The 11,713-nt window shown below is 75.0% G+C and carries 10 protein-coding genes; 6 read left to right on the forward strand and 4 right to left on the reverse strand.

Annotated features, from left to right (window positions below):
- Positions 1-39: 39 nt before the first annotated feature.
- From GD748_RS16770 to mtrA, 4 genes are all read right to left on the reverse strand, one after another.
- Entirely contained in the window at positions 40-894 is an 855-nt protein-coding gene (locus GD748_RS16770; protein ID WP_152196378.1) for a ComF family protein, read from the reverse strand.
- Between the two features lie 183 nt (positions 895-1,077).
- Positions 1,078-2,778, reverse strand: coding sequence for an LpqB family beta-propeller domain-containing protein (locus tag GD748_RS16775; protein WP_193312992.1), 1,701 nt, complete (start codon positions 2,776-2,778; stop codon positions 1,078-1,080).
- Positions 2,775-4,529 (reverse strand): MtrAB system histidine kinase MtrB, encoded by a 1,755-nt coding sequence (gene mtrB / locus GD748_RS16780; protein WP_152196380.1) that lies wholly within the window; start codon positions 4,527-4,529, stop codon positions 2,775-2,777. The genes GD748_RS16775 and mtrB overlap by 4 nt, the downstream gene beginning before the upstream one ends.
- Positions 4,526-5,209, reverse strand: coding sequence for an MtrAB system response regulator MtrA (gene mtrA, locus GD748_RS16785; RefSeq protein WP_152196381.1), 684 nt, complete (start codon positions 5,207-5,209; stop codon positions 4,526-4,528). The genes mtrB and mtrA overlap by 4 nt, the downstream gene beginning before the upstream one ends.
- 131 nt (positions 5,210-5,340) lie before the next feature.
- Here mtrA and GD748_RS20155 point away from each other — a divergent pair, with 131 nt between their 5' ends.
- From GD748_RS20155 to GD748_RS16815, 6 genes are read left to right on the forward strand one after another with little or no spacing between them, the layout of a single operon-like run.
- Positions 5,341-6,897, forward strand: coding sequence for a glycerophosphoryl diester phosphodiesterase membrane domain-containing protein (locus tag GD748_RS20155; RefSeq protein ID WP_152196382.1), 1,557 nt, complete (start codon positions 5,341-5,343; stop codon positions 6,895-6,897).
- 1 nt (position 6,898) lies between these two features.
- The gene (locus tag GD748_RS16795) at positions 6,899-7,567 is read left to right on the forward strand and encodes a DUF4129 domain-containing protein (RefSeq protein ID WP_152196383.1); all 669 of its coding nucleotides are present in this window, start codon (positions 6,899-6,901) and stop codon (positions 7,565-7,567) included.
- Positions 7,564-8,820 (forward strand): DUF4350 domain-containing protein, encoded by a 1,257-nt coding sequence (locus tag GD748_RS16800; RefSeq protein ID WP_152196384.1) that lies wholly within the window; start codon positions 7,564-7,566, stop codon positions 8,818-8,820. The genes GD748_RS16795 and GD748_RS16800 overlap by 4 nt, the downstream gene beginning before the upstream one ends.
- Before the next feature lie 29 nt (positions 8,821-8,849).
- Entirely contained in the window at positions 8,850-9,992 is a 1,143-nt protein-coding gene (locus GD748_RS16805; protein WP_152196482.1) for an AAA family ATPase, read from the forward strand.
- Positions 9,992-11,284, forward strand: a complete 1,293-nt coding sequence (locus tag GD748_RS16810; RefSeq protein WP_152196385.1) for a DUF58 domain-containing protein — start codon at positions 9,992-9,994, stop codon at positions 11,282-11,284. Before GD748_RS16805 ends, GD748_RS16810 begins: the two co-directional genes overlap by 1 nt.
- Positions 11,285-11,309: 25 nt before the next feature.
- Entirely contained in the window at positions 11,310-11,684 is a 375-nt protein-coding gene (locus GD748_RS16815; protein ID WP_452176695.1) for an RNA-binding S4 domain-containing protein, read from the forward strand.
- Positions 11,685-11,713 lie beyond the last annotated feature (29 nt).

Consider the following 11,713-nt stretch of genomic DNA (forward strand, 5'->3'; position numbering starts at 1 on the left):
CGTTAGACCAGATCCCGGTCGGGGAACACGTCGAACGTCCTACATCGGCAGCCGCGCACCGCCACGACCGGGCGACGGGGTGGAGGCCAGCGCGAACGCCCCGGCCACCCGGCCGCCGGCGCCCCCGACCGCCGCGACGCACGCTGCCAGGGTGGCACCCGTCGTCACGACGTCGTCGACGAGGAGCACGACGGCGTCCGGCGGCAGCCGCGTCAGGGCCACCACCGTTCCGTGCCTGTTCGCAGAGCGGCCGCGTGCGCCCATGCCGGACTGGTGCGCCCGGCCGCCGCGCCGGCGCAGCAGGTCGACGACGAGCACCCGGGCGACCCGGGGCGCATCGGCCCCGACGGCGTCCCCCAGGCCGGCGGCATCCCGCAGGCCGACGGCGTCCCGCAGGCCGACGGCGTCCCGCAGGCCAGCGGCGTCCCGCAGGCCGGCGGCGAGACCGCGGGCTACCGCGTCGGCCAGGTCGGCGACCACGAGACGTCGGCTCACCCTGCGGCGCCAGCCCGAGGGCGCCGGCACCACCACGACGTCGACACCGGCGGCACCGCCGACCAGCCGGCGCTGCAGGTCCGGCTCGTGCGCCCACACCTCGGCCGCGTCCTGGGCGGCGGCCAGCATCGCCGGGGCGATGTCCTGACGCCGGTGGTTCTTCCACGCCAGGACCACCGAGCGCAACGCACCGCGGTACGGCCCGAGCGACCAGGTGGGCACCAGCGGCGCCGCGCCGTCGGCCGCGAGCAGCGGCGCGTCCTCGTCGCACCGCACCGGTGCCGCCCGCAGGAGCTGCTCGCAGTCCCGGCACAGCGCCACGTCCCACCGGCCGCAGCCCGCACACTCCACCGGGAGCACGAGGGCGCCGGCCTCGGCCAGCGCGGGACGCCACTCCATCGCCACAGCGTCCCGCGCAGCCACGCCCCGGCGGAAGCCGCGACCGCCGCCCTGTGGACGAAGCGGGTCGGCCCGGCAGCGGTGAGACGAGAACGGCCAGGCCGGCGAACCGGGCGACGAGACCCAACCCGGTCAGCAGCACACCGGGTCGAAACCGGTCAGCAGGGCACCGGGACGAAGCGGTCAGCCCGGCAGCGCGGGGTCGGCGACGCCCTCGAGGGTCGCGCGCCACGAGGCGCCGTTGCGTTCGTACAGCCGCCCCTCCTCGGTCGCGAGCACCAGCGACCGGTCGCCCCGGCCGGCGGTGATCGAGACCGCACCCTCGACGGCGGGCAGCCGCGTGCTGGGGCCGCCGATCGGCAGGAGGTGCACGGACGGGCTGGGCGCGGCGGCGGAGGTGCCGAGCACCGCGACTGTGTACTCGTCGATCCAGGCCGCGTCGGTGGCGGTGCTGAGCCGGTCCCCGATCCGCACAGGGTCGCCGAGACCGCGCGGGACGCCGTCGAGGCCGCGCACCACGGAGGCCACGTCGATGACCGTGGTGCCGGCGCTCTCCCACAGCACCACCACACGCGCTCCCTCGCGCGAGATGCGCAGGGCCCGGACGGTTCCCCCCTCGAGCCAGGGCGCGTTGACCTCGACGAGGTCTCCGGAGGGGCGCACCGCGATCAGGTTGCCCGTGCTCTCCGCCGGTGTGGTCCAGACCCAGCCCCGCCGGTCCACCGAGGGGGCGACCAGGTCGGAGCCCTGGGCGAGCAGGAAGGACTGGCTCTCCGCGGCGGGGGCGGTCACCAGCCGGTCGGTGCCGTCGAGCAGCACCGTGAGGGGCGAGTCGGTCTCGTAGCCGAGCGCCGGGTGGTGCGGGTCCAGCCCTTCCATCAGGCCGGCCCCGGGCAGCGCCTCGGCGGTGGTGCCGGTGACCTCGGCGAGGACGCCGTCGTCGACGACCACCACCGGGCGTGCCGTGTACGGGTAGGCCGTCAGCTCCGGCACGGGCTCGGCCACCTCGTACGGTGCGCTCGCCGCGGTGATCTCCAGCTCCTGGACCTCGGGGACGTCCCGCAGGGTGCGTTCCAGCTGGGCGTGGAGCAACGGCCGCTCGGCGGGTCCGGCGGCGAGCGAGTCCGCGGACAGGTCCACCCGGGCGACCCCCTCGGAGACGAGCACCGACTCCACGGTCAGGCGGGTGCCGGCGGGCACCATGCTGACCACCCCTGGCTGCAACCAAGGCGACGGTCCGGCCAGCAGGCCGCGCACGAGCGCGGTGGCGAGGTTGTGCTGGGGGTACCAGCGCACGTCCGGGACGAAGGCGTCGAGCTCGGGGGTGAGGAAGTACAGGGCGCTCTGCACGTACACGGAGCGGAAGTTGGCCACCGGGAGCAGCACGCCGTCGTCGAGGTCGATGATGCGCCACTCCCCGTCGGGGTTGCGGGCGAGGGTGAAGTCGGTCTCGAGGGTGGTCTGCACGGCCGTCTCGGTGTAGCGGCCGGCGGAGTCCACCGATCCCTCGCCGATGACGCTCAGCCGTACCGCGCCGTCGTCGGTGCGCGAGTACTCCGGCGCCGGTGTGTCGGCGTAGATCCGCACCTGCTCCAGCGGCTGCCACGTCTCGACGGCGGGACCGGCGAGGAACTGGCGGGCCACCAGGAACTCGTCGGAGTACCCGGCCCAGGAGGCGGTGAGGAAGCCGTCGACGATCTGCTGCGGGGTCGCGCCGGGCTCGGGCCCGCGCGCAAACAGCCCGATGCCCTGGGGCACGGGCAGGTCCGGCTCGGACGCCGTGACCGGTCCCGAGCGCGGCAGGTTGACGCAGCCGGCCAGGGCCAACGCGCAGGCCAGGGCGAGCAGCAGCACCCGGGCGCACCGGGAGCGCGTGGGCGTCATCGTCCCTCCTCCGTCAGGCCGGACCATGCCGTCGGGTCCCCGGGACCGACCAGCTCGCGCACCGTCGTCGGCGGGTCCTCCTCGGGCGAGAGCGGCAGCGGCGAGGTGCCGTGGCGCGCGCCGGCGCGGCGCGGCAGCGTCAGCAGGAAGGCGGCGCCGACGCCGGGCCGCCCCCATGCCTGGAGGCTGCCGCCGTGCAGCCGCGCGTCCTCCACCGAGATCGACAGACCGAGTCCGGTGCCGCCGGTGGTGCGGGCCCGGGCGGGATCACCGCGCCAGAACCTGTCGAAGACGTGCGCAGCGGCGTCCGGGCTCATGCCCACGCCGTGGTCGCGCACCCGCACGGCGACGGTCGTCGCGTTGAGCGCGATGGTGATGTCGATCGGCCGGCCCTCGCCGTGCTCGATTGCGTTGCTGACCAGGTTGCGCAGGATCCGCTCGACGCGGCGTGGGTCGACGTCGGCGCTGCAGGGCCGTTCCGGGGCGTGCACCCGGACCACGGAGCCCTTGCGGTCGGCGAGGATCGCGGTGAGGTCCACGACCCTGGCCACGAGCTCACGCATGTCCCGCTCCTCGACGTCCAGCACTGCCGCCCCGGCGTCGAAGCGGGAGATCTCGAGAAGGTCGGCGAGCATGGACTCGAACCGGTCCAGCTGGGTGTGCAGCAGCTCCGCCGAGCGGCGCACCGCCGGGTCGAAGGAGTCCTTGGCGTCGTGGATCAGCTCACCGGCCATGCGGATGGTCGTCAGCGGCGTGCGCAGCTCGTGGGAGACGTCGGAGACGAACCGCTGCTGGAGGCGGGAGAGCTCCTCCATCCGTTCGATCTGGTCCTGCAGGGACGTGGCCATCTCGTTGAACGACTCCCCCAGCAGCGCGAGCTCGTCGCGGCCGCGGACCTCCATGCGCTCGTCGAGCAGGCCGTCAGCCAGCCGCTCCGCCGTGAACGCCGCCTGCCGGACCGGGTGGAGGACCCACCGGGTGATGAGCCAGGTCATCGCGCCCAGGAGCAGCACCAGCGACACGGCGCCGACGGCGAGCACGCGGAGCACCAGGGAGATGGTCTGCTCCTCCGGCTCGAGCGTGTAGACGAGGTACAGCTCGTAAGGCCCGGCGGCCGGCAGCGTGACCGTGGACCCCACCACGATGCCGGGCTCGTCGTCGCCCGCGACGGGCAGGGAGACGGGCTGCCAGTGCTGGCCGCCCTCGGCGCCGACGGCGTCCCGGAGCTCGTCCCTCACCAGCTCGCGCAGCGGGATCGGGGTGTTGGTGGTGGGTTCGGCGATGGTCACCGAGGAGGTCGCCTGGGGCGAGCGCATGAGGATGGCGCCGACGAGGCCCGAGCCGGCCCGCTCCAACGTGCGGACCCAGTCGTTGGCGGTCTGCTGGACCTGCTGGCTGGTCGTCGCGACGGCGTTGTCGAAGTTCTGCTGGGCGTCCTGGGTGCGCAGCGCGGCGTCCTCGAGCATCTGTCCGACCCGCTCGTCGTAGAGGCCGTCGCGGATCTGGGTGGAGATCACCCCGCCGAGCAGCGCGAGCGCGACGAGCCCGCCGACGATCGTGAACGTGACCACCCGGACGCTCAGGGACGAGCGCCACCGGCCCGCCAGCGAGAGCACCTTCCGGCGCAGCCGGACCCGCAGCCCCGGACGCGTCCGCGGCCTGTAGGTCGTCGCCGGCCCGGCCGGCTGAGGGACGGACCCGGTCGCCGGTACCCCGACGACGTGCGGGCCTCCGTCGACGTCACGGCTCACCCTTGGGGAACTCCTGCCCGGTAGCCGACACCACGGACGGTGACGACGACCTCTGGGTGCTCGGGATCCTTCTCGACCTTCGCGCGCAGACGCTGCACGTGGACGTTGACCAGGCGGGTGTCCGCGGCGTGCCGGTAGCCCCAGACCTGCTCGAGGAGGACCTCTCGGCTGAACACCTGCCAGGGCTTGCGGGCCAGGGCGACGATGAGGTCGAACTCCAACGGGGTCAGCGCGATGACCGTGTCGCCCCGGGTGACCTCGTGGCCGGCCACGTCGATGTCGAGGTCGCCGATGCGGAGCTTCTCCGCCTCGCCGTCCTCCTGGCGGCGCAGCCGGGCACGCACCCGGGCGACGAGCTCCTTGGGCTTGAAGGGCTTGGCGATGTAGTCGTCGGCCCCCGCCTCGAGACCGGCGACGACGTCGATCGTGTCGGACTTGGCGGTGAGCATGACGATGGGGACGTCGGACTCGGCCCGGATCATCCGGCAGATCTGGATGCCGTCGAGCCCCGGGAGCATCAGGTCGAGCAGGACGAGGTCGGGCTGCTCGGCCCGGAACATCTCCGGGGCGCGGGCGCCGTCGGCGCAGAAGACCGCGTCGAAGCCTTCTGCCTCGAGCACGATGCCGATCATCTCGGCGAGGGCGATGTCGTCGTCGACCACAAGAAGACGGGCGTTCATGCCACCATGGTCCCACCTCCGGACACGGACGGTCGTCATCCGGCACGGGAGGGCGCCGTCGCGCGTCCCGGAGTGGGACGATGGCGCCAGCAGACGAGGGCGCCACCGAGCGCCGGAGGGGAACGCGGTAGATGTCGAGCGACGACGGCTGGAGCGGCACCGGCCGCGGGGTGCCCGGCGGAGGGTCCGACGCCCCGCACGGGCCGCCAGACGGCTACGGGCCCTACGGCCAGTACGGCCGGCAGCCCGACGGCCCGGACGCGAACCGCTCCCCCGACGAGCCGGCCACCGGGCCGGACGAGCCGGGTCGGTACGGCGCGGCAGACCAGCAGACCGGCCGGTACGGGCAGTACGGCGCACCTGAGCAGCGGAACGACCACGGCGCAGCTGGGCAGCAGGACGACCAGTACGGCGCGTACGGCCAGTACGGCGCTTACGGCGCGCAGTCCGGCCCGGTGCCTCCGGTGCCCGGCACCGGGACGGGTGGGCCCGGCGGGCCGTACGGCCAGGCGCCCGCCGCGGGACCGGCGCCCTGGCAGGGCCAGAACCAGCAGTGGGACCAGGGCGGCCAGCAGTGGGGCCAGGGCGGCCAGCAATGGGGCCAGGGCGGCCAGCAATGGGGCCAGGGCAACCAGCAGTGGGGCCAGGGCAACCAGCAGTGGGGCCAGGGCAGCCAGCAGTGGCAGTCCGCGCCCGCGTACGGTCAGTACGGCTCGGGCGTCCAGCAGGCGATGCCCCGCGGCTTCGGCGGCGCCGCCCAGCCCGGCATCGTCCCGCTGCGCCCGCTGAACATCGGCGAGATCCTCGACGGCGCCTTCCGGGCGATCCGGGCGAACCCGAAGGTGATGTTCGGGCTCTCGCTGATCGTCCTCGGTGCGATGGCGGTGATCGAGGCCGTCCTCATGGGCCTGTTCCTCGGCCAGACCATCCCGCTCATCGAGTCCGGCGCGACGGCGGAGACCCTGGGCGCGGTCGGCGCCTCCAGCCTCATCGGGCTGCTCGTCGCAGGCGTCGGCGTGTTCATCGCGTCCATCCTGCTCACGGCCGTCCTCATCGTCTCGGTGAGCCAGTCGGTCATCGGGCGGGTCATCACCGTGTCCGAGGTCTGGCAGCACGCGAAGGGCCAGATCTGGCGCCTGCTGGGGCTCACCCTGATCCTCGGGGTGGGCTGGGTGGTCGTGGTGGTCGCCGTGTCCGTCGTCGCCGCGCTGCTCATCGCCGCCGCCCTGGCATCGGTCGGCGAGTCCGCCCCGGTGCTCGTCGGGCTCCTCGTGCTGCTCGTCGTCGTCGGCTCGGTGGTGGCGATGGCGTTCTTCGCCGTGCGGCTGACGCTCGCGGCACCCGCCATGATGCTCGAACGGGCGGGTGTGATGACGTCGCTGCGGCGCTCGTGGTCGCTCACCAAGGGCAACTTCTGGCGCATCTTCGGCGCCCTGGCACTGTCGGTGATCATCGTCAGCGTCATCTCCTACGCCCTGATGATCCCGATCAGCCTGGCGACGACGCTGCTGGGCACTGACGTCACCGCGCTGGTGGCGTCCATGGTCATCACCACCGTGCTGTCCGTGCTCATCTCCGCCCTGACCACGCCGTTCCTCGCCGCGGTCCTCGCCCTGGCCTACATCGACGTGCGCATGCGCAAGGAGGGGCTGGACGTGGAGCTGGCCCGCGCCGCAGAGGCCCGCTGAGGTGCTGGGCCACCCGGTGCGCCTCGGCGTGCCCGTGGATCCCGAGGCCGCAGAGGCCCGGCGCTGGGCGGAGGAGGAGCTCGCCAAGGCCGTCTACTCCGACGAGCCGAGCCTGCTCGAGCGTGCGCTCGCGTGGTTCCTCCGGCTGTTCGAGGGCATCGGCGAGATCGGTCTCTCGGCACCGCCCGCCGTCGTACCGGTCCTGGTCGTCCTCGCCTTCGTGGCCGTCCTGGTCCTGGCGCTGGTCGTCGGCGGCCGCGTGCGCCGCAACCGCGCGGTGGCCGGCGCTGCCTCGACCGAGCTGTTCGAGGACGACCGGTCCAGCGCCGAGCTGGCCAGGACGGCCGACGACGCCGCCCGCCGCGGTGACTGGGCCACCGCCGTGCTCGAGCGCTTCCGTGCGCTCATCCGGGGTCTGGACGAACGAGCGGTGCTCGACGACCGCCCCGGCCTCACCGCGCACGAGGCCGCCGGTCTCGCCGCGGCGGCCCTGCCCGAGGTGGCCGACGGGCTCCGCTGGGCCGGCCGCCTCTTCGACGACGTGCGCTACGGCCACGTCGCCCCAGGCGCGGCGGAGGACGAGGACCTGCGCGAGCTCGTCGCACGGGTGGACCGCGCCCGCCCGGCGCCGGCCGGGGTGGGCGCGGATGGTTGGGCAGGGGTCTCGTGAGGGCCCCGGAGACCGCCGCGGCACCGACTGCGGACGCCCCCACGACGAACGACACGTCAGCGTCCGGCGCCGGTGCCGGGCCGGACGACGCGACGGGTTCCCCCACCGCGGGACCCTCGCTCTGGCGCCGGAGCGCACGCTGGTGGCGTCGTCGTCGCACGGTCGTCGTGGTCGTGGTCGCCTTCGTCGCCCTGGCGGTGCTCGCCGTCGTGCTCGGCTCGCGCACCTCGTCCCGCCCGCTCGCGCCGGACAACCCGGATGCCGGCGGTGCGCGGGCCGCCGCCCAGATCCTCTCCCGGCAGGGGGTGGCTGTGCACGAGGCGAGCCGGCTCGCGCAGGTGGGCGAGCTCGCCGGGCCGGGCACGACGGTGCTCGTCACCGACATCTCGATCCTCTCGACGGAGCAGCGCGCCGAACTCGTCGGCACGGGCGCCGACCTGGTCATCGCGGGCAGCCCGTTCGCCTCCCTCGACGGGCTCGGGGTGCCGTTCAGCCCCGGTGGTGCCGGGTCGGCCGAGCCCGTGCACGCGCAGTGCCCGGACCCGGACGCGGGTGCCGCCGCGCGAATCTCCTTCTCCTCCGGCTCGGTCACCGCGGAGCAGGGCTCCGGCGCCGTGGTGTGCTTCCCCGTGGGCGACGACGGTGCGGGCGCCTACGCGGTCTGGACCGACGGGACGCAGACCGTGCGCTACCTCGCCGACCCGCGGCTGATGACGAACGAGCACCTCGCCGAGGACGGCAACGCGGCCCTGACCCTGCGGATGCTCGGCCACCACGAGGACCTGGTGTGGTACCTCCCGTCGGTCCTCGACACCTCGAGCAGCGTCGACGACGGCGTCCCGACGGTCCCCGCGCAGGTGCAGATGGTCCTGTGGATGCTGCTGGGCGCCGCCGCGGTGCTCGCGCTCGGCCAGGCCCGGTCCCTCGGCCGCGTCGTCACCGAGGTCATGCCCGTGGTGGTCCGCTCGGCGGAGACCACCCGTGGCCGCGGCCGGCTGTACCGGCGCTCCGGTGCCCATGACCACGCCGCGGCCGCCCTGCGCGCCGGCGGCGCAGCCCGGATCGCCCGCGCCCTCGGCCTGCCCCGCTCGGCCGAGGCACCGGCCGTCACCGATGCCGTCGCCCGGGCCACCGGCTGGGACCCGCGGGAGGTTGCCGACCTCCTCTACGGCCCACCGCCCACCGACGACGGCGGCCTCCTTGCCCTGTCCACGATGCTCGACGCCCTGGAAAGCGAGGTTCACCGAACGTGAGCTACCCCCAGTACGGCCAGCAGCCGTCCATCCCGCAGCCGTCTGCCGCTCAGCCGTCAGCGTCGCAGCCGTCCGGCGACCACGACCGGTTCGCACCGCACCCGGAAGGTGGCGGCTCCCCCGCCGGTCCGGGCCCGGCGACGTCACCCGCGGGCCACGCGGCACCGGTGGCCACCTCCGCCCCGCAGAGCGGCGGCCCCCCGGCCGGCCCGTCCGTGGCGGACTCCGAGGCGCGGGCCAAGCTCGGCGCGCTGCGGGGCGAGGTCGGCAAGGCGGTGGTCGGTCAGGACGCGGCCGTCACAGGTCTGGTGATCGCGCTGCTGTGCGGCGGCCACGTGCTGCTCGAGGGCGTCCCGGGCGTCGCGAAGACCCTCCTGGTGCGCACCCTCGCCGCCAGCCTGGACATGGGCACCAAACGGGTCCAGTTCACCCCCGACCTCATGCCGGGCGACGTGACCGGCTCCCTCGTCTACGACGCGCGCTCCGCGGAGTTCTCCTTCCGGGAGGGCCCCGTCTTCACCAACCTGCTCCTCGCCGACGAGATCAACCGGACGCCGCCGAAGACGCAGGCCTCCCTGCTGGAGGCGATGGAGGAGCGGCAGGTCTCCGTCGACGGCGAGCCCCGCCCGCTGCCCGACCCGTTCATGGTGATCGCCACCCAGAACCCGGTCGAGTACGAGGGCACCTACCCGCTGCCGGAGGCGCAGCTCGACCGCTTCCTGCTCAAGCTCCTCCTGCCCCTGCCGGAGCGCCACGACGAGATCGAGGTCCTGCGCCGGCACGCCCACGACTTCAACCCGCGCGACCTCGCCTCGGCCGGTGTCCGGGCCGTGGCCGGGCCGGCCGACGTCGCCGCCGCCCGCGCCGAGGTGGCCAGGGTGCAGGTCGCCCCGGAGGTGCTCGGCTACGTCGTCGACCTGGTCCGGACCACCCGGACCTCGCCGTCGTTGTCGCTGGGCGTCTCCCCGCGCGGGGCGACGGCGCTGCTCGCGACCGCCCGGGCGTGGGCGTGGCTGTCCGGGCGCCGCTACGTCACACCCGACGACGTCAAGGCGCTCGCCCACCCCACGTTGCGCCACCGCGTCCAGCTGCGGGCCGAGGCCGAGCTCGAGGGCGTCACCGCCGAGACCGTCCTGGACGGGGTGCTCGGCTCGGTGCCGGTGCCCCGCTGATGATCCCCACCACCCGAGCGGCGGTCGTCGCCGCGCTCGGGGTCGTGCCTGCGGCCCTGTGGCCGAGGCCGCAGACGGTACTGCTCTGGCTGGGGCTGGTGGTGCTCGGCTGCGTGGTCGACACGGTGCTGGCGGCCTCCCCACGCCGGGTGCAGGCCGCCCGCACGGTGCCCGCCTCGGTGCGCCTGGGCGAGCCGACGACGTCGACGCTGACCCTGACCCACGCGGGCCCGCGGACGCTGCGCGCCCTGGTGCGCGACGCCTGGCCGCCGTCGGCGGGGGCGACCGCCGATCGGCACCGGGTGACGATCCCGGCGGGTGAACGGCGGCGGGTGCGCACCGCGCTGCTCGCGACCCGTCGCGGCGACCGGACGGCGGACCTCGTCACCGTCCGCTCCGTCGGCCCGCTCGGGCTCGCGGCCCGGCAGGCGTCGCTGTCGGCGTCGGCGACCCTGCGGGTGCTGCCGGCCTTCGCCTCCCGTCGCCACCTGCCCTCGCGGCTCGCCCGGCTGCGGGAGATGGACGGGCGCACCGCGGTGCTGGTGCGCGGGCAGGGCACCGAGTTCGACTCGCTGCGCGAGTACGTCATCGGCGACGACGTGCGCGCCATCGACTGGCGGGCCACCGCCCGCGGCGGCGACGTGGTGGTGCGCACCTGGCGCCCCGAGCGGGACCGTCGCGTGCTCATCGTCCTGGACGTCGCACGGCTCTCGGCCGCCCGGCTCGGCGACGCGCCGCGCCTGGACGCCCAGATCGAGGCCGCCCTGCTGCTGGCCGCCCTCGCCTCCCGCGCCGGGGACCGCGTGGACCTGGTCGCCGTCGACAACCAGGTGCGTGCTCGGGTGGCCGGTGAGCAGGGGGCACGCCTGATGAACGCGCTGGCCGCGGCGATGGCCCCGCTGGAGCCGTCGCTGGTGGAGATCAGCTGGACCGACGTCACCCAGGTGGTGCGGGACACGCTCTCCCAGCGGGCGCTGGTGGTGCTGCTGACCGCGCTCGAGCCCTCGGCCGTGACGTCCGGGCTCCTCCCCGTCGCCCAGGCCCTGACGGCGGACCACACGGTGGTCCTCGCGTCCGCGTCGGACCCGGAGGTGGCCGCCATCCGCGCGGACCGCTCCGGCACCGACGCGGTGTTCGACGCCGCCGCCGCGGAGCGCGGCGAGATCGAGCGGGACGCCGTCGCGCGGCGGCTGCGCCGCCGGGGGGTGGAGGTCGTCGAGGCCACCCCCGACGAGCTCGCCCCGGCACTTGCGGACACGTACCTGGCGCTCAAGGCGGCCGGGCGGCTGTGACACGGCGGGACGTAGGCTCGTGCCCGTGGTGACCGGTGGCCCGACGTCCGCGCGGGTGGACAGCTGGCTGTGGGCGGTGCGTCTGTTCAAGACGCGCTCGCAGGCCACCGCCGCGTGCCGGGCGGGCCACGTGCGGGTCAACGGCGAACGGGTGAAGGCTGCCACGACGGTCACCGTCGGCGACGAGGTGCGCGTGCGCGGCGGTGAGCGCGAGCGGATCGTCGAGGTGGCCAAGATCCTCGTCAAGCGCGTCGGCGCCCCGGTGGCCGCGGCCGCCATGGTGGACCGCAGCCCGGCACCCCTGCCGCGTGAGGTCTACGCCGTCCCCCGGCGCGACCGTGGGGCCGGCCGGCCTACCAAGCGCGACCGGCGCGAGATCGAGCGGCTCCGCGGCTACTGACGCCGTCGCGGCTGCCGGCCCGCACAGCT

The organism is Georgenia subflava (genome assembly GCF_009193155.1).
GTDB classification, from domain to species: domain Bacteria; phylum Actinomycetota; class Actinomycetes; order Actinomycetales; family Actinomycetaceae; genus Georgenia; species Georgenia subflava.

Coding starts and splice junctions, on each gene's coding strand:
- GD748_RS16770 (WP_152196378.1), bottom strand. CDS start 894: ATGGAGTGGCGTCCCGCGCTGGCCGAGGCCGGCGCCCTCGTGCTCCCG.
- GD748_RS16775 (WP_193312992.1), bottom strand. CDS start 2,778: ATGACGCCCACGCGCTCCCGGTGCGCCCGGGTGCTGCTGCTCGCCCTG.
- mtrA (WP_152196381.1), bottom strand. CDS start 5,209: ATGAACGCCCGTCTTCTTGTGGTCGACGACGACATCGCCCTCGCCGAG.
- GD748_RS20155 (WP_152196382.1), top strand. CDS start 5,341: ATGTCGAGCGACGACGGCTGGAGCGGCACCGGCCGCGGGGTGCCCGGC.
- GD748_RS16810 (WP_152196385.1), top strand. CDS start 9,992: ATGATCCCCACCACCCGAGCGGCGGTCGTCGCCGCGCTCGGGGTCGTG.